The sequence below is a fragment of the Pseudomonas sp. TWRC1-2 genome, assembly GCF_049896685.1.
In the GTDB taxonomy this organism is placed as follows: Bacteria; Pseudomonadota; Gammaproteobacteria; order Pseudomonadales; family Pseudomonadaceae; genus Aquipseudomonas.
Window position 1 is genome coordinate 12,537 of record NZ_JAFCUU010000015.1, and the last position, 18,617, is coordinate 31,153.

The 18,617-nt window shown below is 63.4% G+C and carries 19 protein-coding genes; 9 read left to right on the forward strand and 10 right to left on the reverse strand.

The window, feature by feature from the left end:
* Positions 1–89 precede the first annotated feature (89 nt).
* From ACP7B3_RS28375 to nrdR, 8 genes are all read right to left on the reverse strand, one after another.
* Positions 90–815: a substrate-binding periplasmic protein gene (locus ACP7B3_RS28375; RefSeq protein WP_416364926.1), complete on the reverse strand. Its 726-nt coding sequence runs from the start codon at positions 813–815 to the stop codon at positions 90–92.
* Positions 816–872: 57 nt separating this feature from the next.
* Positions 873–1,838, reverse strand: coding sequence for a thiamine-phosphate kinase (gene thiL / locus ACP7B3_RS28380; RefSeq protein WP_426182631.1), 966 nt, complete (start codon positions 1,836–1,838; stop codon positions 873–875).
* An 18-nt stretch (positions 1,839–1,856) separates the two neighbouring features.
* Positions 1,857–2,357, reverse strand: a complete 501-nt coding sequence (gene nusB, locus ACP7B3_RS28385) for a transcription antitermination factor NusB (protein ID WP_017135996.1) — start codon at positions 2,355–2,357, stop codon at positions 1,857–1,859.
* A complete protein-coding gene (gene ribH / locus ACP7B3_RS28390) occupies positions 2,354–2,830 on the reverse strand; it encodes a 6,7-dimethyl-8-ribityllumazine synthase (protein ID WP_003194576.1) in 477 nt (158 codons plus the stop codon). The genes nusB and ribH overlap by 4 nt, the downstream gene beginning before the upstream one ends.
* 88 nt (positions 2,831–2,918) lie before the next feature.
* Positions 2,919–4,010: a bifunctional 3,4-dihydroxy-2-butanone-4-phosphate synthase/GTP cyclohydrolase II gene (gene ribBA, locus ACP7B3_RS28395; RefSeq protein WP_242201374.1), complete on the reverse strand. Its 1,092-nt coding sequence runs from the start codon at positions 4,008–4,010 to the stop codon at positions 2,919–2,921.
* Between the two features lie 15 nt (positions 4,011–4,025).
* Complete coding sequence (locus ACP7B3_RS28400) at positions 4,026–4,688, reverse strand: riboflavin synthase (protein ID WP_145162620.1); 663 nt, start codon at positions 4,686–4,688, stop codon at positions 4,026–4,028.
* A 49-nt stretch (positions 4,689–4,737) separates the two neighbouring features.
* Positions 4,738–5,874 carry a bifunctional diaminohydroxyphosphoribosylaminopyrimidine deaminase/5-amino-6-(5-phosphoribosylamino)uracil reductase RibD gene (gene ribD, locus ACP7B3_RS28405; RefSeq protein ID WP_426182636.1) on the reverse strand — a complete coding sequence of 379 codons (1,137 nt, stop codon included), beginning with the start codon at positions 5,872–5,874 and terminating at the stop codon, positions 4,738–4,740.
* Positions 5,871–6,341 (reverse strand): transcriptional regulator NrdR, encoded by a 471-nt coding sequence (gene nrdR / locus ACP7B3_RS28410; protein WP_164487963.1) that lies wholly within the window; start codon positions 6,339–6,341, stop codon positions 5,871–5,873. Before nrdR ends, ribD begins: the two co-directional genes overlap by 4 nt.
* A gap of 139 nt (positions 6,342–6,480) precedes the next feature.
* Between nrdR and ACP7B3_RS28415 the strand changes: the two genes are divergently transcribed.
* The 3 genes from ACP7B3_RS28415 to trxA all read left to right on the forward strand — a co-directional run bounded on the left by ACP7B3_RS28415 (position 6,481) and on the right by trxA (position 8,588).
* Positions 6,481–6,936 carry a YbaY family lipoprotein gene (locus ACP7B3_RS28415; RefSeq protein WP_145162626.1) on the forward strand — a complete coding sequence of 152 codons (456 nt, stop codon included), beginning with the start codon at positions 6,481–6,483 and terminating at the stop codon, positions 6,934–6,936.
* Positions 6,933–7,589, forward strand: coding sequence for a class I SAM-dependent methyltransferase (locus tag ACP7B3_RS28420; protein ID WP_426182641.1), 657 nt, complete (start codon positions 6,933–6,935; stop codon positions 7,587–7,589). The genes ACP7B3_RS28415 and ACP7B3_RS28420 overlap by 4 nt, the downstream gene beginning before the upstream one ends.
* Positions 7,590–7,715: 126 nt before the next feature.
* Complete coding sequence (gene trxA / locus ACP7B3_RS28425) at positions 7,716–8,588, forward strand: thioredoxin (RefSeq protein WP_145162632.1); 873 nt, start codon at positions 7,716–7,718, stop codon at positions 8,586–8,588.
* Here trxA and ACP7B3_RS28430 read toward each other — a convergent pair.
* Complete coding sequence (locus ACP7B3_RS28430) at positions 8,585–8,926, reverse strand: hypothetical protein (protein ID WP_369302409.1); 342 nt, start codon at positions 8,924–8,926, stop codon at positions 8,585–8,587. The two genes, trxA and ACP7B3_RS28430, sit on opposite strands and share 4 nt — an antisense overlap.
* Positions 8,927–9,056: 130 nt before the next feature.
* Between ACP7B3_RS28430 and ACP7B3_RS28435 the strand changes: the two genes are divergently transcribed.
* From ACP7B3_RS28435 to ACP7B3_RS28455, 5 genes are all read left to right on the forward strand, one after another.
* Complete coding sequence (locus ACP7B3_RS28435; protein ID WP_426182644.1) at positions 9,057–9,662, forward strand: DUF2796 domain-containing protein; 606 nt, start codon at positions 9,057–9,059, stop codon at positions 9,660–9,662.
* Between the two features lie 149 nt (positions 9,663–9,811).
* A complete protein-coding gene (locus tag ACP7B3_RS28440) occupies positions 9,812–10,522 on the forward strand; it encodes an ABC transporter ATP-binding protein (RefSeq protein ID WP_426182647.1) in 711 nt (236 codons plus the stop codon).
* Position 10,523: 1 nt separating this feature from the next.
* Entirely contained in the window at positions 10,524–11,789 is a 1,266-nt protein-coding gene (locus tag ACP7B3_RS28445; RefSeq protein WP_262208822.1) for an ABC transporter permease, read from the forward strand.
* 11 nt (positions 11,790–11,800) lie between these two features.
* Positions 11,801–12,322, forward strand: coding sequence for a DUF3299 domain-containing protein (locus tag ACP7B3_RS28450; protein WP_106580232.1), 522 nt, complete (start codon positions 11,801–11,803; stop codon positions 12,320–12,322).
* A gap of 95 nt (positions 12,323–12,417) precedes the next feature.
* Positions 12,418–13,116: an OmpW/AlkL family protein gene (locus ACP7B3_RS28455; protein ID WP_145162650.1), complete on the forward strand. Its 699-nt coding sequence runs from the start codon at positions 12,418–12,420 to the stop codon at positions 13,114–13,116.
* 168 nt (positions 13,117–13,284) lie between these two features.
* Here ACP7B3_RS28455 and ACP7B3_RS28460 read toward each other — a convergent pair whose 3' ends face one another.
* A complete protein-coding gene (locus tag ACP7B3_RS28460; protein ID WP_145162653.1) occupies positions 13,285–14,169 on the reverse strand; it encodes a sugar nucleotide-binding protein in 885 nt (294 codons plus the stop codon).
* Positions 14,170–14,335: 166 nt separating this feature from the next.
* Here ACP7B3_RS28460 and ACP7B3_RS28465 point away from each other — a divergent pair, with 166 nt between their 5' ends.
* Positions 14,336–18,583, forward strand: a complete 4,248-nt coding sequence (locus tag ACP7B3_RS28465; protein ID WP_426182653.1) for an Lhr family helicase — start codon at positions 14,336–14,338, stop codon at positions 18,581–18,583.
* Positions 18,584–18,617 lie beyond the last annotated feature (34 nt).

An 18,617-nucleotide genomic window follows, 5' to 3' on the forward strand; every position in this document is an offset into this window, starting at 1 on the left:
TAACAGCAGGTTCCTACAGACGCTTAAGCTGAATTATCGCTGATAAAGATCAATAGGTTCGATTGGCCTTCGTCCCGGTTCTATGCAGGTCAGAACGGGTAAGGCTGCTTCCAGTGTCCGAAAATCGGCTTCAGTTCGCCGCTTTTGACCAAAGCCGCCATGCGCTGGTCATACACCGCCATCAAGGCCCGGCCGCGCTCAGTGTCGGCAAAGCCTATGTAAAGCGGCAGCTCGGCGATAGGCGTGAGCCTGAACTGCGAAGGATCGTCCGCCTGGCCAAGCACGTACCTGGCTTCGGTGAGCGAGTCGATGTAGAAGTCGGCGCGGCCGTGCTGCAGCATCGGCAGGATGCCGTCTCGGCGTTCGATCTGGTTGAAGTGACGCAGGTTGGGCAAGTACTCCTCGTACTTGTAGCCGCGTACCCAGGCCAGGCGGTAATTGCCCAGCGTGGCGAGGCTTGGCGTCGGCGTCGTTGCCAGCCCGAGGGCGTAGATGTGGTCCGAGTCGAAATTCCAGTGCGGGTACAACACGCCGCTGGCTTCATCGCGATAGGCACCGACCCAGCCATCCACCTCGCCGCGCTGGGCCAGGCCGACCGAGCGGGTATAGGGCTCGCTGCGGGTTTGCAGGGTGATGCCGGCGGGCTCGAAGATTTGGCGCAATAAGTCCCAGGCCAGGCCGCTGCCATCTTTGTTGGTGTAGTCGTTCCATTCCTCACTGGCCAGCGTGATCTTGCCAGGGACCGGGCCCTCATCTGCTTGGACCAGCGAGGCAAGTGCACACAGCACCACCAGCAGCCAACGACGTACATCCATAACGACACAACCCCACACACCGTGATATCCGTATAGAGGGTAGCGCAGGTCGCTGGCTTACGGTGTTTCGTGAAAATGCTGATAGCCACGCACGGCCGGTGTGATGTCTTGCCCTGTGGCATCGAGCAAGGTGACGCCCTGCCCCGCCTCGACCCGACCGATCACGTGGATCGGCCAACCAGCAGCCTGCAACGGCGCCAGCTCGGCCGGCGGCAACGTGAACGCCAATACGTAGTCGTCGCCCCCGCTCAGGGCCGCCACGCGCGCCTGGTCATCACCGAGAAACGCCAGCAAGGCCGCCGACAACGGCAATTGCTGACGCTCAATCACCAGGCTGACAGCCGACGCCTTGGCGATATGCCCGCAATCGGCCAACAACCCGTCGGAGATATCCATGGCCGATGTGGCCTTTGCCCGCAGCGCCAGGCCCAACGCCAGTTGCGGTTGTGGCGACCAGTAGTGCGCCAGCAGCGGCTCGGCAATCGCCGTATCCGCCGTGCGTTGGCCCAGCACCAGCGGCAACGCACCGGCAGCATTGCCCAGCTCACCGCCTACACACAGCAAGTCACCCGGTTGCGCACCGCTGCGCGTCAACGCCTGCCCGGCCGGCACACGGCCAAACACGGTCAGGGTCAGGCTCAGCGGCCCACGCGTGGTGTCGCCGCCCACCAGGCCGACGCCGCAGCTTTGCGCCATGGCGTTCAAACCCTGGGCATAGCGTTGCAGCCAATCGGCATCGACCGTCGGCGTTGTCAGGGCAAGGGTAAAGGCAAGCGGATGGGCGCCCATGGCGGCCAAGTCGCTCACTGCCACGGCCAGCGAGCGCTGGCCGAGCAGGAACGGGTCACACGGGTCGGCAAAATGCACGCCGGCCACTAACGTATCGGTGGAGATTGCCAGCTGCTCCCCGGCGGGGAGCGCCAGCAAGGCGCAGTCGTCGCCGATCCCGAGGGCAATGCCTTCGCCGCCCTGCGCACAGGGCGCGGCGGCGAAGTAGTTGCGGATCAGCTCGAACTCACCCATTGGGAAGGTCAGCGCGACTTAGCGCTTGTGTTCCTTCACTTCGGCTTCACGCAGGCGCGGGGCCAGCTTGTCGAGCACGCCGTTGACGAACTTGTGGCCGTCGGTCGAACCGTATACTTTGGCCAGCTCGATCCCTTCGTTGATCACCACGCGGTACGGCACGTCAACGCGCTTGAGCAGTTCCCAGGTGGACAGGCGCATAACGCACAGTTCAACCGGGTCCAGCTCTTCGATCGTCAGGTCCAGGCAAGGTGCCAGCGCCGTGTCGATCTCGGTCAGGTTGGCATGCACACCGTGCAGGATGTCGTGGAAGTAGCTCTGGTCGGCAAACGTGAAGTCGTTGTCGACGCGGAACTGCGCTTCGATTTCGTTCAGCGAAGCGCCGGCCATCAGACGCTGGTACAGCGCCTGAGTCGCGAGTTGACGCGCTTTACGGCGCTTCTCGCTTTTGGACGGCTTGCCGGCATCCGCAGGGCGCGGGTCTTGGGGGTTGAACTGATCGCTCTCGTCGGAAATCACTTGGCCTCCAACTGCGACAGCAGGCTGACCATTTCCAGCGCGGACAGGGCAGCTTCAGCGCCTTTGTTACCGGCCTTGGTGCCGGAACGCTCGATGGCTTGCTCGATGGAATCCACGGTCAGCACGCCGAAAGCGACAGGCACGCCGAACTCCATGGACACCTGGGCCAGGCCCTTGGTGCATTCGCCGGCCACGTATTCGAAATGCGGGGTGCCGCCACGAATGACCGCGCCTAGGGCGATGATCGCCGCGTATTCACCCTGCTGAGCAACTTTTTGCGCAACCAGTGGAATTTCGAAGGCGCCAGGGGCACGGATGAGAGTGATATCGCTCTCGCTCACACCGTGGCGAACCAGGGCGTCAACGGCACCGCTTACCAGGCTTTCAACCACGAAGCTGTTGAAGCGGCCAACCACCAGGGCATAGCGGCCTTTGGGGGCGATGAAGGTACCTTCGATGGTCTTCAGGGTCATTCGACAAATCTCTTAAAGAGCCGGGACGCGAAAAGTGCGTCCCTCAGTGATGATTTAACCGCGAACAAGGGGCAAAAATCGCCGGCCTTTATTCGGAGGGCACGTATTCTACAACTTCCAGGTCGAAACCGGATATCGCATTAAATTTCATTGGCGCGCTCATCAGGCGCATTTTGCGTACGCCCAGGTCACGAAGGATCTGCGAACCGGCACCGACGATGCTGTAGGTGGTCGGTTTTTTCACCGGCACGTGGTCGGCGGTTTCGCGGATATGCGCCAGCAATACATCGCCGTCCAACGGGTGACCGAGCAACAGCACCACACCGCTGCCTGCCTCGGAGACCGCAGCCATGGCGGCGCGCAGGCTCCAGCGGCCGGGCTGCTTGACCATCAGCAGGTCGCGCAGCGGGTCCATGTTGTGCACGCGCACCAGGGTCGGTTCTTCGGCGCAAATGTTCCCCAGCGTCAGGGCCATGTGCACGTCACCTTCCACTGAATCACGGTAGGTCACCAAATTGAATTGGCCCAGTTCGCTGTCCAGTGGCTGCTCGGCAATCCGCTGAACGGTACGCTCATGGATCATGCGGTAGTGAATCAGGTCGGCAATGGTGCCGATCTTGAGGTTGTGTTCAGCCGCAAACGCTTCAAGTTCAGTGCGACGAGCCATGGTGCCGTCGTCGTTCATCACTTCGCAGATCACCCCGCTCGGCTCGAAACCGGCCATGCGCGCCAGGTCGCAGGCGGCTTCGGTGTGGCCGGCACGCGCGAGGGTGCCGCCCGGCTGGGCCATCAGCGGAAAGATGTGGCCGGGGCTGACGATGTCTTCGGCCTTGGCGTCTTTGGCGGCGGCGGCTTGCACGGTGCGCGCGCGGTCGGCCGCAGAAATACCGGTGGTCACGCCGGTGGTCGCTTCAATCGATACGGTGAACTTGGTGCCGAAACCCGACCCGTTGCGCGGCGCCATCAAGGGCAGCTTGAGCAGCTCGCAGCGTTCGCGGCTCATGGGCATGCAGATCAGCCCACGCGCGTGCTTGGCCATGAAGTTGATGTGCTCAGCCTTGCAGGCCTCGGCGGCCATGATGATGTCGCCTTCGTTTTCACGGTCTTCGTCATCCATCAGGATGACCATCTTGCCTTGGCGGATGTCTTCAACCAGTTCTTCGATGCTATTGAGCGCCACTCGGCACCCCCTTGGTCAGGATTTAAGGTAGCCGTTAGCGGCTAAAAAACTTTCAGTGATGTTCCCGGCAGTAGGCTCTGCGGCCTTATCGCCCAACAGCAGGCGCTCCAGGTAACGGGCAAGCAAGTCGACTTCCAGGTTCACCCGGCGACCTGGCTGGTACGAGGCCATGATGGTTTCGCTCAGGGTGTGGGGAATGATGGTCAGTTCAAATTCTGCGCCATTCACGGCGTTCACGGTCAGGCTGGTGCCGTCGACGGTGATCGAGCCTTTGTGGGCGATGTACTTGGCCAGCTCTTTGGGGGCGCGGATGCGAAATTCCACGGCCCGCGCGTTTTCGCTGCGCGAAACCACTTCGCCGACGCCATCAACGTGGCCGCTGACCAGGTGGCCGCCCAGGCGCGTGGTCGGGGTCAGAGCTTTTTCCAGGTTGACCGGGCTGCCGGCCTTGAGGTCGTTCATCGCGGTGCAGTCCAGGGTTTCCCGGCTGACGTCGGCGGCAAAGCCGTTGCCAGGCAGCTCGATGACGGTCAGGCACACGCCGCTGACGGCGATGCTGTCGCCCAGCTTGACGTCGCCCAGGTCCAGCTTGCCGGTTTCAACCAGCAGGCGGATGTCGCCGCCTTTGGGAGTCATTGCACGGATGCTGCCGATGGATTCGATAATGCCGGTGAACATTTCGTTCTCCTGAAAACGAGGGGGCTGTCGCTCAAGCGCGGGCCGGGAATTATACGCTCGCTGCTGGCATAGGGATGGCAGTGACTCGCCAGTCGTCGCCTACAGCGCGCATGTCAGTGATCTTGAGTGGGGGGGCATCGGCCAGTTTCTCAAGCGGCCAGTCCAGCAGAGGCCGGGCGGCGGAGCCGAGGAACTTGCCGGCGACGAATATCACGTACTCGTCCACCAGCCCTTGCTGGGCAAACGCACCGGCCAGGCTCGGGCCGGCTTCCACCAGCACGTCGTTGACGCCACGGGCGGCCAGGGCCACCAGGGCCGAGCGCAGGTCGACCTGACCATCAACGCCCGGCACCACCAGGCATTCGGGGCCACGGGGGAACTGGTTTTCCGCGGTCACGCAGGTGATGACCAACGCCGGGCCGGCCTTGAAGAACGGCGCGTTGAGCGGCACCCGCAGGCGCCCGTCGATCAACACGCGCAACGGCGGGCGCGACATGGCAAGTGCGGTGGTTTCATCGTCCAGGCCCAACTCGTCGGCGCGTACCGTCAGACGCGCGCCATCGGCCAGCACCGTGTCGGCGCCGGTCAGCACCACACTGGCCTCGGCACGCAGGCGCTGTACGGCGGCGCGGGCGGCCGGGCCGGTGATCCATTGGCTTTCGCCGCTGGCCATCGCGGTGCGGCCGTCCAGGCTCATCGCCAACTTGACCCGCACAAACGGCAGGCCGTGCTCCATGCGCTTGAGGAAGCCCGGGTTCAGCGCGCGCGCTTCGCTTTCCAGCACGCCGCTGCGGGTTTCGATACCGGCTTGCGCCAAGCGCTGCATGCCACGCCCGGCCACTTCCGGGTTCGGGTCCTGCATTGCGGCCACCACGCGCGCCACACCGGCAGTCACCAGTGCATCGGCACACGGCGGCGTGCGTCCGTGGTGGCTGCACGGCTCCAGGGTCACATACACCGTGGCGCCACGCGCCTTGGCACCGGCGGCGCGCAGGGCATTCGGCTCGGCATGCGGTTCGCCGGTGCGCTCGTGCCAGCCTTCGCCGACAATCTGCCCGTCACGCACAATCACGCAGCCCACACGCGGGTTGGGGTGGGTGGTGTACACGCCCTTGCGCGCCAATTCGAGGGCGCGGGCCATGTAATGGGCGTCGAGGACAGCTTGTTCGGCAGACGGAGGGTTCATTTTTTGGCAGGCTCACGGGCCAGGCGGTCGATCTCTTCGCGGAACTCGTTGAGGTCCTGGAAGCGTCGATACACGGAGGCGAAACGGATATAGGCGACTTCGTCGAGCTTTTGCAGCTCGCCCATCACCAGCTCTCCAACCACCAGGCTCTTGACCTCGCGCTCGCCGGTCGCACGCAGCTTGTGCTTGATGTGCACCAGCGCCGCCTCCAGCCGCTCGACACTCACCGGGCGTTTTTCCAGGGCGCGCTGCATACCGGCGCGCAGTTTGTCTTCGTCGAAAGGCTGGCGGCTGCCGTCGGACTTGATCAGACGTGGCAATACCAGTTCGGCGGTTTCGAAGGTGGTGAAACGTTCACCGCAGCCAGAGGCCAGGCATTCGCGCCGGCGACGTACTTGATCGCCCTCGGCGACCAGACGCGAGTCAATGACCTTGGTGTCGTTGGCACCGCAGAAGGGACAGTGCATGGTGGCAGGCAACAAAAAAAGGGAGGGCCATGGTAGCGCATCCCTGTGGCAAGACAAGCCATAGCCTTTACGGTATATAGGCAGGCTTATATGTTTCTTTATTTTAAAGCCACGGATTTTGCCCTTTCTGGAGCCGTACATGCAGTTACGACCACTTGTTTTACTCGCCCTGTTCAGTTTTCTGGTCGCCTGCAGCAGCGAAGCCCCCAAGCCTTCGGCGCCTCAACCGACGCCCGCCCAAGAGAAAAAAGTGCCCGGCATTGAAGACCTCGGCCCGCTGCCGGCTTACCAGCGCGAAATCAACGGCACCCTCAACGGCGTGCCGGCCAACGCCGAAGTCGAACTGGCCCTGCTGGTGATTGACGAGCGCAACCGCCCGCAACAGCTGCTCGCCAGCAGCGTGTTGACCGGCAATGGCAAGCCCCTGGCGTTCCGCCTGCGCTTTAACCCGGAAGCCTTCCCGGCCGGTGCGCGGGTTGAATTGCGCGGTCGCGCCAGCCAGTCTGGCCAGTTGATCCTGCACCTGCCCGCCGTGCGCATCACCCAGGCAATTACCCAGGCCACCGGCCCGCTGCAACTCGTCCCGGCGCCATGACGCCACCGCTGGACCTGCAACGCGCCCTGAGCGAGCTGATCGGCGACGCGCAACTGGTGCCCTGCCCGCTGCCGGGCACCGAGCTGTCGTTGTGGCTGCTGGACGCGGACAATATGGACCGCGCCTTCAGTCCCGAAGAAACCCGGCGCATCCTGCATGAGCCGCCCTATTGGAGTTTCTGCTGGGCCAGCGGTCTGGCGCTGGCGCGCTACCTGGCGGCGCACCCCGAGTGGGTTGCCGGCAAGCGCGTGCTGGATTTTGGCGCAGGCTCTGGCGTGGCCGGGATTGCCGCCGTCAAGGCGGGCGCGCTGGAAGTGGTCGCGTGTGATTTAGACCCGCTGGCGTTGGCATCCTGCAGGGCGAATGCCGAACTCAACGGTGTGACCCTGGATTATTCAGCCGATTTTTTCGCCGAAGCCGATCGCTTCGACCTGATCCTGGTGGCCGACGTGCTTTACGACCGCGCCAACCTGCCGCTGCTTGATCAATTCCTGACGCGCGGCCGTGAAGCGCTGGTAGCAGATTCGCGCGTGCGCGACTTCCAGCACCCGGCTTATCAACGCCTGGAGATCCTTGAGGCACTGACCCTGCCGGACCTGGCCGAGCCTTGGGAGTTTCGCAAGGTGAGCCTGTACCATTCGCGGCGCGCTTGAGGCCATCGCGGGCACGCCCGCTCCCACAAGGGAACGCGGTCAAGTGTGGGAGCGGCTTGCCCGCGATAGCGATCTGGACTCCATCACCTTATAGTTGCCCCATTCCCGCTTTATTCGAGACGCCCCATGAGTGAGCCCACGCCGTACATCTTCGACGTCACCACCGCCAACTTCGACCAGGCAGTGATCCAGAACTCCTTCGAGAAACCCGTGCTGGTGGATTTCTGGGCGGAGTGGTGCGCGCCGTGCAAGGCGTTGATGCCAATGTTGGCGAAAATTGCCGAGAGTTATCAGGGCGAGTTGCTGCTGGCCAAGGTCGATTGCGAGGCTGAGCAGGATATCGTCGCGCGTTTTGGCATTCAGAGCCTGCCCACTGTGGTGCTGTTCAAGGACGGCCAGCCGGTGGACGGGTTTGCCGGCGCGCAGCCGGAGTCGGCGGTGCGCGCAATGCTGGAGCCGCACGTGCAGATGCCACCACCGGCGGCGGCTGATCCGCTGGAGCAGGCCCAGGCGCTGTTTGCCGAAGGCCGCATCAGCGATGCCGAAGCGGTGCTGGTGACGATGCTGGGCGAAGACAACACCAACGCCGGCGCGCTGATCCTGTACGCGCGCTGCCTGGCTGAGCGCGGTGAACTGGGCGAAGCCCAGGCCGTGCTCGACGCCGTGAAAAGCGATGACCACAAAGCTGCCCTCGCCGGCGCCAAGGCGCAAATCACCTTCCTGCGCCAGGCCGCCGAGCTGCCGGACGCCGCCGACTTGAAAAGCCGCCTGGCGCAAAACCCACAGGATGATGAGGCTGCCTATCAGTTGGCGATTCAGCAGCTGGCACGTCAGCAATACGACGCGGCGCTGGAAGGCTTGCTCAAGCTGTTTATCCGCAACCGCAGCTACAGCGAAGGCTTGCCGCACAAGACCTTGCTGCAGGTGTTTGAACTGCTCGGCAATGACCACCCGCTGGTCACCGCGTACCGCCGCAAGTTATTTGCTGCGCTGTACTAATCGCCGATCCAGCTGTACAGCGGCGTATCCCCGCCGCTGGTCACTTTCACCTTGGCGTTATGGCGCAAGCGCACCAGCAGGCGCTTGCCTGATGCGGCGTCACCGGCCAAGCCTTCCAGCTGATCGAGCAGTTCCAGCCCGTTGAGTTGCCCGGCCTTGCGCAACAGGTCCTGGGCGTTCTGCCACAGATCATCATTGTGTTTGACCGGCGCGGCAGCGGGCGCGCTCGGCGTAGGCGCGGCCTGCAACTGGGCGCCCAAGCGCGCCCAATCGCCGTCATCCAGCTCCAGGGTCAAGTCCACCGGCACGTCGCCGACCGTTCCACGAATTCGCAACATCGTCCTTACTCCTGCACTTTTCTGACGGGCATGCTCCCACGCGGCTTGCGCAACGCCAAGCGGGCGGTCAAACTCTGTAACTATTGTTATAAGATCACATAACAAAACTTTCATGTTCTGGAGCCTTCTCATGCGCCGTCTGCTGCTTGCTTTGCCGTTTGCCCTGCTGCCACTGGCAGTTGCCCATGCTCACGATGATCACGAACATGAGCACGGCAGCCTCGGCGCCCACGAGCATGGCGTCGGCCGTCTCAATGCGGTACTCGACGGTCAGGCGCTTGAGCTGGAATTTGACAGCCCGGCCATGAACCTCGTGGGTTTTGAACACCAGGCCAGCACGCCGGCCGACAAAGCCAAAGTCGCTGCAGCGCGCAAACAGCTGGAAAACCCGTTGGCCCTGTTCAATGTGCCCAAGGCCGCCGGTTGCGTGATCAGCACCCAGGAACTCAACAGCCCGCTGTTCGGCGACAAGCCTGAAGCCGATCATGATGACGACGACGATGACCACGCCACCGACGGCAAAGGCGCAGCCGCCCACGAACATCATCATGACCACAGTGAAATCCACGCCCACTACCAGTTCACCTGCGCCACGCCGACGGCCTTGAGCAACCTCGACCTGACCCAGGTGTTCAAGACCTTCCCCGCCACTCAGAAGATTCAGGTACAACTGATCGGCCCAAGCGGCCAGCAAGGTGTGGAAGCCACGGCCACCGCAGCCACCCTGAAGTTCTGATTTGAAACACGGTCAATGTGGGAGCTGGCTTGCCTGCGATAGCGGTATAACAGACACATCCATATTGAATGTGCCGCCGTCATCGCAGGCAAGCCAGCTCCCACATTGGATCGGCGCCACGCTCTACAACCAGGCGATATTGATTTCACATGACCCAAGCACTGATCGAACTGTCTGACCTGGGCTTCAACTGGCCCGGTCACCCACAGTTGCTGGACATCCCAGCGTTTAGCCTGCAAGCCGGCGAAACCCTGTTTCTCAAAGGCCCGAGCGGCAGCGGCAAAACCACGCTGCTCGGCCTTCTCGGCGGCGTGCAGAAACCCAGCCGGGGCAGCATCCGCCTGCTCGGCCAGGAGCTGACCGAACTCTCGGCCGGCGCCCGCGACCGCTTTCGCGTGGACCACACCGGCTACATCTTCCAGCAGTTCAACCTGCTGCCGTTTCTGTCGGTGCGCGAGAACGTCGAGCTGCCTTGCCACTTTTCCAAGCTGCGCGCGCAACGCGCGATTCAGCGCCACGGCAGCGTCGACCAGGCCGCCGCGACCTTGCTCGCGCATTTGGGCCTCAACGACAACAATCTGCTCGAGCGCCGCGCCGACTCACTGTCCATCGGCCAACAACAACGCGTCGCCGCCGCCCGCGCGCTGATCGGCCAACCGGAACTGGTGATCGCCGACGAGCCCACCTCGGCGCTGGACTACGACGCGCGCGAAGCTTTCATTCAGTTGTTGTTCGCCGAATGCCGCGACGCTGGCGCCAGCCTGCTGTTTGTCAGCCATGACCAGAGCCTCGCGCCGCTGTTCGACCGCCACCTGTCACTGGCCGAACTCAATCGCGCCGCCACGCCCGCAGAGGTTTGAGATGTATTTGTTTCGTCTAGCCATGGCCAGCCTGGCTAACCGCCGCTTTACCGCGATCCTCACCGCCTTTGCCATCGCGCTGTCAGTCTGTTTGCTGCTCGCGGTGGAGCGCGTGCGGGTTGAGGCGCGCAACAGTTTTGCCAGTACCATCAGCGGCACCGACCTGATCGTCGGCGCGCGTTCGGGCTCGGTCAATTTGCTGCTGTACTCGGTGTTCCGTATCGGCAACGCCACCAACAACATCCGTTGGGACAGCTACGAGCACTTCGCCGCCAGCCCGCAGGTGAAATGGGCGATCCCGATTTCCCTCGGCGACTCGCACCGCGGCTATCGGGTGATGGGCACCAACCAATCCTACTTCGAGCACTACCAATACGGCCGCAAACAGAACCTCGAACTGGCCAGCGGCCGCGCCTTTGCCACCGACCCGTTTGAAGTGGTGCTCGGCGCCGAAGTCGCCGAGGCGCTGCATTACAAGCTGGGCGACAAGCTGGTGCTGGCCCACGGTGTCGCGGTGGTCAGCCTGGTCAAACACGATGACAAACCGTTCACCGTGGTCGGTATTTTGAAACGCACCGGTACGCCGGTGGACCGCACGCTGCACATCAGCCTCGGTGGCATGGAAGCCATTCACATCGACTGGCACAACGGCGTGCCGGCCCAGGGCAAAGGCCGCATCAGCGCCGATCAGGCGCGCAACATGGACCTCACGCCACAGGCCATCACCGCGTTCATGCTCGGCCTGAACAACAAGATTTCCACCTTCGCCCTGCAACGCGAAATCAATGAATTTCGCGGCGAGCCGATGCTGGCGATATTGCCGGGCGTGGCCCTGCAAGAGTTGTGGAGCATGATGGGCACCGCCGAAAAAGCGCTGTTCGTGATCTCGCTGTTCGTGGTGCTGACCGGTTTGATCGGCATGCTTACGGCGATCCTCACCAGCCTCAACGAGCGCCGCCGTGAAATGGCCATTTTGCGCTCGGTGGGCGCGCGGCCGTGGCATATCGCAACGCTGCTGATCTTTGAAGCCTTCGCCCTGGCCTTGTCCGGCGTGGTCGCTGGCGTCGGCTTGTTGTACCTGTGCATCGCCGCCTCGCGCGGGTATTTGCAGGCCAATTACGGCCTGGACCTGCCGATGTCATGGCCGAGCGAATATGAATGGACCTTGCTCGCCGGCATTCTCGCCGCTGCGCTGTTGATGGGCAGCGTGCCCGCGTGGCGCGCCTATCGACAATCACTGGCCGATGGCCTGTCCATACGTTTATGAGGAAGGCTTCGATGCGTCGTGCCCTGTTTGCAATGCTGCTGTTGGTGGCAGTGCCCGTCTGGGCCGAAGACCAGCCGAAGGATCTGTCATGGCAGGAGATGATCCCGCCGGACGCGCCGCCGGAAATCCCCAACATGAAACCGCTGCACGACCTGTCGAACATGGCCGACGCGCTGTCGGTCGAGTCGGCGCCGGCCGCCAAGCAGGACTTGCCCAACGCGCCGGTGGTGCAAAGCCTGGACGGTAAACACATCCGCTTGCCGGGTTACATCGTGCCGCTGGAAGTCAGCGAAGAAGGCCGCACCACCGAGTTTTTGCTGGTGCCGTATTTCGGCGCGTGCATCCATGTACCGCCGCCGCCGTCGAACCAGATCGTGCATGTGAAAAGCGAAGTCGGGGTGAAACTCGATGAGTTGTATCAGCCGTATTGGATCGAAGGCGCGATGCAGGTCAAGCCGTCATCCAGCGAACTGGCCGACGCCGGTTATCAAATGGATGCCGACAAGATTTATGTCTACGAGCTGCAGGAATAGGGGCTGATCGTCCTTTCATTGAGCTGAGTCAAAGGATCGAACGGAACGATCTTTACCATTGGACGTACAACTTTTAACGTCCTTTTGGAGCTCCCATGAACAAGTCTCTGCTCGGCGCGTCCCTCTTCGCGCTCGCCCTCGCCGCCCCGGTCGCACACGCTCACGAAGCGGGCGAAATTCTGATTCGCGCCGGTGCAATTACCGTGAATCCGGAAGCTGAAAGTGGCCATGTGAAGGTTGATCAGGGCCCATTGGCGGGCACCAACCTGGGCGGCAAGGCGACCATGAGCAGCGACACCCAACTGGGGTTGAACTTCGCCTACATGCTGACCAACCACGTCGGTATCGAACTGCTGGCGGCCACGCCGTTCGAGCACGATGTGAAGATCAAGAACACCGCCCTCGGCGCCGCCAACGGCAAGCTCGGCACCCTCAAGCACCTGCCGCCAACCCTGAGCGTCGTGTACTACCCGATGGATAGCAAATCCGCCTTTCAGCCGTACGTGGGCGCCGGTATCAACTACACCTGGATCTACGACGAGCACGTCAGCAGCCGCGCCGAACAAGCCGGTTTCAGCAACTTCAAGGCCGAAAACTCCTGGGGCTGGGCCGCGCAGATCGGCGCCGACTACATGATCAACGACAAGTGGATGATCAACGCCCAGGCGCGCTACATCGACATCAGCACCAAGGCCACCGTGGACAACAACGCGCTGGGCCAGGGCACACGTGCCAAGGTCAATGTGGACGTTGACCCGATGGTTTACATGGTGGGTATCGGCTACAAGTTCTAAATCCGATTTAACTAACACTGCATAACCCATGTGGGAGCGGGCTTGTGTGGGAGTCGGGCTTGCCCGCGATGCAGACACCTCGGTGTATCAGTGATACCGAGGTGATGCGATCGCAGGCAAGCCAGCTCCCACACAAAACCCGCTCCCACATTTTGGTTTTGTGCGGTGTCAGCTGTGGCGGTAGAACCGATCCAGCAACGCCGGTAACCCCGCCCGCCATGCCCGAGGCTTGATGCCGAAGGTGTGCAGGATTTTCTTGCAGGCCAGCACCGCGTGTTGCGGTTCATCTGCCGCATCCGGGCGTGCCGCGTGAGCCTGGGCGGTAGGCGATTCGATCGCCAGCGGGTGGAAATTACGCGCTTCGGTAAGGATCGCCTGGCCCAGCGCCAACGGTGTGGTCGCCTCGTGTCCGGCGTAGTGATAGGTGCCCCACAGCGGCGCCGCGCAATCAAGTTGCTTGAGCACCGAGATGATCACCCGCGCGGCATCGTCCACGGGCGTCGGGTTACCCCGGCGATCATCGGCCATCAGCAACTCATCCGGCTTCTCGGCCCGCGCCAAAAAGCGCCCGAGGGTGCCGTCGACGCTGTCATCCAGCAGCCAACCAAAACGCAGCAGCACATGTTGCGGGCAGGTGGCGCGCACGCTTTGCTCGATACGCCACAACGCCTGGCCACGCAGGCCCAAGGGCACCGGCTCGTCTTTTTCGCTGTAGGCGGTGGCGCGGGAGCCATCGAACACGCGGTAGCTGGACGGTTGCAGCAAGGTAATGTTGTGGTGCTGGCACAGCTCGGCCAGGCGCTCGATGGCGAATTCCTGAGAGGCCAAACGGGTTTCGCTGACCGCTTCGGCCTGAAACCAGTCGAAATAGTAGGCGAGGTTGATCAACGCATCGGGACGGGTGTCGTCGAGCAATTGGGTAAGGCTCGCGGCATCCCAGCCGTCTTGGGGCGGTTTGGGTGCGAGGAAACCGATGTCTTCCTCTGCACCGAGGCGAATCAGCGCTTGCCCGAGGGCATTCCCGCCGCCCAGTAACATAAGGCGCATTCGCATAGAGTGTGCAGGCCCGGTCTGTTTGGAACGATGGTTATTGTCGGCAGGCGGATGAAGCCGGCCGTAGGTTTATTCCAGAATCGTTGCATTTTGCGGGTTTGTAGCGCAACCGTCACGGATAAAGTGCGGGGTTGCAACTTGGCACCGCCGGTTGCATATAAGGGGTATGAACCTTCCTGAAACCACGGACACGGTCTTGAACGGCTTTCACCCCGCTGTCAGCGCCTGGTTCCGCAACGCTTTCCCCTCGGTGACCAGTGCCCAGGCCCAGGCGTGGCCGCTGATTCGCCAGCGCCGCTCCACCCTGATCGCTGCGCCCACCGGTTCCGGCAAGACCCTGACGGCATTCCTCGCCGTGCTGGATGACCTGGTGCACCAAGGCCTGGCGAATGGCGGGCAACTGCCGGACGAGACGCTGGTGGTGTATGTCTCACCGCTCAAGGCATTGTCCAACGACATCCAGATCAACCTGCAAAACCCGCTCACCGGCATCACCGCGCAGCTGCAGGCGATGGGCTTGCCGCCCTTGGTGATCCGCACCGCCGTGCGCACCGGCGACACCCCGCAAAAAGACCGCGCACAGATGCGCAAGCGCCCGCCGCATATCCTGGTGACCACCCCGGAATCGCTCTACGTGCTGCTGGGTTCGGACTCCGGCCGGCACATGCTCGCCAGCACGCGCACGGTGATCGTCGATGAAATCCACGCCATCGCCGCCGGCAAACGCGGCAGCCATATGGCCCTGAGCCTGGAACGCCTGCAGGGCCTGTGCGCCGAACCGCTGACCCGCATTGGCCTGTCTGCCACGCAAAAGCCCATCGAGGCGGTGTCGCGCTTTTTGGTCGGCACCGACCGCCCCTGCGCAATTGTCGATATCGGCCACGCCCGCCCGCGTGACCTGGATATCGAAGTGCCGCCGGTGCCGCTCTCGGCGGTCATGGCCAACGACGTGTGGGAACTGGTCTACAACCGCCTCGCCGAGTTGGCGCGCGAACACCGCACCACGCTGATTTTCGTCAACACCCGGCGCCTGGCCGAACGCCTGGCGCGGCACTTGAGCGAGCGCCTGGGCAAAACCGCCGTGGCCGCGCACCACGGCAGCCTGGCCAAAGAGCTGCGACTGGACGCCGAGCAACGGCTCAAGGCCGGCGAGTTGCAAGTGCTGATCGCCACTGCGTCCCTGGAGCTGGGGATTGATATCGGTGACGTCGACCTGGTGTGTCAGATCGGCTCGCCCGGCTCAATCAATGGTTTCCTGCAACGCGTTGGCCGTTCCGGGCACCAGGTCGGCGGCACGCCCAAGGGGCGCCTGTTCGCCACCACCCGCGACGACTTGATCGAGTGCGCCGCCCTGCTCGACTGCGTGCGCCGGGGTGAGCTGGACACCTTGCAGATTCCGGTCGCGCCGCTGGATGTACTGGCCCAGCAGATCATCGCCGAAGTCAGTGCGCAGGAATGGTCGGAACCCGCATTGCTCGATCTCATTCGCCGCGCCTCGCCCTACGCCGCGCTGGACGAACGCCATTACCAGGCGCTGTTGCAGATGCTCGCCGAGGGCTATAACGGCCGCCAGGGTATCCGTAGCGCCTACCTGCACCGCGACGCCGTGACCCACACCCTGCGCGGCCGCCGTGGCGCCAAGCTGACCGCCGTGACCAGCGGCGGCACCATCCCCGACAACGCCGACTACAGCGTGCTGCTGGAGCCGCAGAGCCTGAACATCGGCAGCGTCAACGAAGACTTCGCGGTGGAAAGCATCGCTGGGGATATCTTCCAGCTCGGTAATACGTCCTACAGAATTTTGCGGGTCGAAGCCGGCAAGGTGCGGGTTGAGGACGCCCATGGCCAGCCGCCGACCATTCCGTTCTGGCTGGGCGAGGCGCCGGGGCGCAGCAACGAATTGTCGGCGGCGGTGGCGCGGTTTCAAGGCCAGCTCGACGCGCGGCTCAGCGCCACGCCCGGCGACTTGCAAGCGGCCCTCGACTGGCTCACCGGCACACTTGGCCTGAACCACGCCAGCGCCGAGCAGATCCTCGATTACCTGGCCCGCGCACGCCTGGCCCTGAGCGCGCTGCCGTCCCAGGACACGTTGATCATGGAGCGGTTTTTCGACGAGTCCGGCGGCACCCAACTGATCATTCACACGCCGTTTGGCAGCCGTATCAATCGCGCCTGGGGCCTGGCGTTGCGCAAGCGTTTTTGCCGCACGTTCAATGTCGAATTGCAGGCGGCGGCCAGTGAAAATGCAATCGTGCTGTCGCTGTCGACCAGCCACAGTTTCGAGCTGGATGACGTGTGGCGGTATCTGAACAGCAACAGTGCCGAGCACGTCCTGATCCAGGCTGTGCTGGACGCGCCGCTGTTTGGCGTGCGCTGGCGCTGGAACGCCGGTGTGGCACTGGCGTTGCCGCGTTATACCGGCGGGCGCAAAGTGGCGCCGCAGATCCAGCGCATGAAAAGCGAAGACCTGATCGCCAACGTGTTTCCCGACCAGATCGCCTGCCTGGAAAACCTCGCCGGCGAGCGCGAAGTGCCCGAGCACCCCTTGGTGGAGCAGACCCTCGACGACTGCTTGCACGACGCCATGGACAGCAACGCCTGGCTGGCGCTGCTGCGGCGCATGGAAAGCGGCGAAGTGCGGCTGATCAGCCGTGACCTGCCGGCGCCCTCGCCCATGGCCGCGGAAATTCTCAGCGCGCGCCCCTACACCTTTCTCGACGATGCCCCCTTGGAAGAACGCCGTACCCAAGCCGTGCTCAACCGGCGCTGGAGCGACCCGCACAGCACCGACGACCTCGGCGCGCTGGATGCCGAGGCCATCGCCGGCGTGCGCGAGGAAGCCTGGCCGGCGCCCAATGGCCTGGACGAAATGCACGAAGCGCTGATGAGCCTGGCCTGCATTGCCACTCATGAGGTCACGCCGCAATGGGCCGAGTGGCTGCAGGCCTTGGCCAAGGGTGGGCGCGCCTATGCATTGAGCAATGGCCTGTGGGTGGCGGTGGAACGCTTGAGCTGTTTGCAGGCTATCTATCCCAACGACTTGCCGTTGCTGCCGGGCTTCGATGAACCCTGGACCACTGATGATGCGCTGGTCGAAGTGCTGCGCGCCCGCCTCGGCGGGTTCGGCCCGCTGAGCCTGATCGAGATCGCCGCGCCGTTGGCCCTGCCGGTGGCAGACGTAACCCAGGCACTCGCTCGCCTGGAGCAGGAAGGCTACGTGCTGCGCGGCCGTTTCAGCCCTGGCGCCAGCGAAGAACAGTGGTGCGAACGGCATTTGCTCGCGCGCATTCATCGCTACACGGTCAAGCGCCTGCGCCGGGAAATCGAGCCCGTGGCGCTGCAGGATTTCATGCGTTTTCTGTTCGATTGGCAGCACCTGTCCGAGGGCACACGCGGCCAGGGCAGCGCCATGTTGCCGCAGATTGTCGCGCAGTTTGAAGGCTACGCCGCCGCCACCTCGGCCTGGGACAGTGACTTGCTCAGCGCGCGCCTCAAGGATTACTCATCCACCTGGCTCGACGACCTGTGCCGCAGCGGCAAGCTGGTGTGGACGCGGCTGAGCAACAAGGCTGGCGCGATGGCCCTGCGCAGCACACCGGTGGTGTTGCTGCCGCGCAGCCAAGTGCCGCTGTGGAGCGGGCTGACCGAGATGACCGACAGCACCACGCTGTCGCCCAAGGCGCAGAAAGTCCACGTGGCGCTGCGTGAACATGGCGCGCTGTTTTTTGACGAACTGGTGCACGAAGCCCATCTGCTGCGCAGCGAACTGGAGACGGCGCTGCAGGAACTGGTGGGCGCAGGGCTGGTGAATGCCGACAGCTTCGCCGGCCTGCGCGCGCTGACCACACCCGCCAGCAAACGCCAGGCGCGCAGCAGCCGGCGCGGACGCGGGGCGTTTATCGGCGGCATGGACGACGCCGGGCGCTGGGCTTTGCTGCGCCGTTCACCGAGCGCCGCCGGGCCACACTCGGCCGAGACGCTGGAGCATGTGGCGATGACCTTGCTGCGCCGCTATGGCGTGGTGTTCTGGCGGTTGCTGGAGCGTGAGGCGGATTGGCTGCCGAGCTGGCGCGAATTGCTGCGTACTTTCCATCGGCTCGAAGCGCGCGGGGAGATCCGCGGCGGGCGGTTCGTCAGTGGGCTGGCGGGCGAGCAGTTTGCGTTGCCGGAGGCGATTGCGTCATTGCGCGAAGTCCGCCGCCGGCCGCATGACGGCAGTTTGATTGCGGTGTGCGGGGCTGATCCACTGAACCTGATGGGCACGCTGCTGCCGGGCAGCAAAGTGCCGGCGGTGAGTGGCAATCGGGTGGTGTACCGCGATGGGCTGCCCGCGGCGGTGATGGTCGGCGGCAAGCAGCAAATATGGGTGGAGGTGGATCAGTTGGTGGTGCAGGAGAAGTTGATCAGGCATTAAGTCGCAGTGACTTCAAGGGCCTCATCGCAGGCAA

Coding starts and splice junctions, on each gene's coding strand:
- ACP7B3_RS28375 (WP_416364926.1), bottom strand. CDS start 815: ATGGATGTACGTCGTTGGCTGCTGGTGGTGCTGTGTGCACTTGCCTCG.
- thiL (WP_426182631.1), bottom strand. CDS start 1,838: ATGGGTGAGTTCGAGCTGATCCGCAACTACTTCGCCGCCGCGCCCTGT.
- ribH (WP_003194576.1), bottom strand. CDS start 2,830: ATGACCCTGAAGACCATCGAAGGTACCTTCATCGCCCCCAAAGGCCGC.
- ACP7B3_RS28400 (WP_145162620.1), bottom strand. CDS start 4,688: ATGTTCACCGGCATTATCGAATCCATCGGCAGCATCCGTGCAATGACT.
- ribD (WP_426182636.1), bottom strand. CDS start 5,874: ATGAACCCTCCGTCTGCCGAACAAGCTGTCCTCGACGCCCATTACATG.
- nrdR (WP_164487963.1), bottom strand. CDS start 6,341: ATGCACTGTCCCTTCTGCGGTGCCAACGACACCAAGGTCATTGACTCG.
- ACP7B3_RS28415 (WP_145162626.1), top strand. CDS start 6,481: ATGCAGTTACGACCACTTGTTTTACTCGCCCTGTTCAGTTTTCTGGTC.
- ACP7B3_RS28420 (WP_426182641.1), top strand. CDS start 6,933: ATGACGCCACCGCTGGACCTGCAACGCGCCCTGAGCGAGCTGATCGGC.
- trxA (WP_145162632.1), top strand. CDS start 7,716: ATGAGTGAGCCCACGCCGTACATCTTCGACGTCACCACCGCCAACTTC.
- ACP7B3_RS28430 (WP_369302409.1), bottom strand. CDS start 8,926: ATGTTGCGAATTCGTGGAACGGTCGGCGACGTGCCGGTGGACTTGACC.
- ACP7B3_RS28435 (WP_426182644.1), top strand. CDS start 9,057: ATGCGCCGTCTGCTGCTTGCTTTGCCGTTTGCCCTGCTGCCACTGGCA.
- ACP7B3_RS28440 (WP_426182647.1), top strand. CDS start 9,812: ATGACCCAAGCACTGATCGAACTGTCTGACCTGGGCTTCAACTGGCCC.
- ACP7B3_RS28445 (WP_262208822.1), top strand. CDS start 10,524: ATGTATTTGTTTCGTCTAGCCATGGCCAGCCTGGCTAACCGCCGCTTT.
- ACP7B3_RS28450 (WP_106580232.1), top strand. CDS start 11,801: ATGCGTCGTGCCCTGTTTGCAATGCTGCTGTTGGTGGCAGTGCCCGTC.
- ACP7B3_RS28455 (WP_145162650.1), top strand. CDS start 12,418: ATGAACAAGTCTCTGCTCGGCGCGTCCCTCTTCGCGCTCGCCCTCGCC.
- ACP7B3_RS28460 (WP_145162653.1), bottom strand. CDS start 14,169: ATGCGAATGCGCCTTATGTTACTGGGCGGCGGGAATGCCCTCGGGCAA.
- ACP7B3_RS28465 (WP_426182653.1), top strand. CDS start 14,336: ATGAACCTTCCTGAAACCACGGACACGGTCTTGAACGGCTTTCACCCC.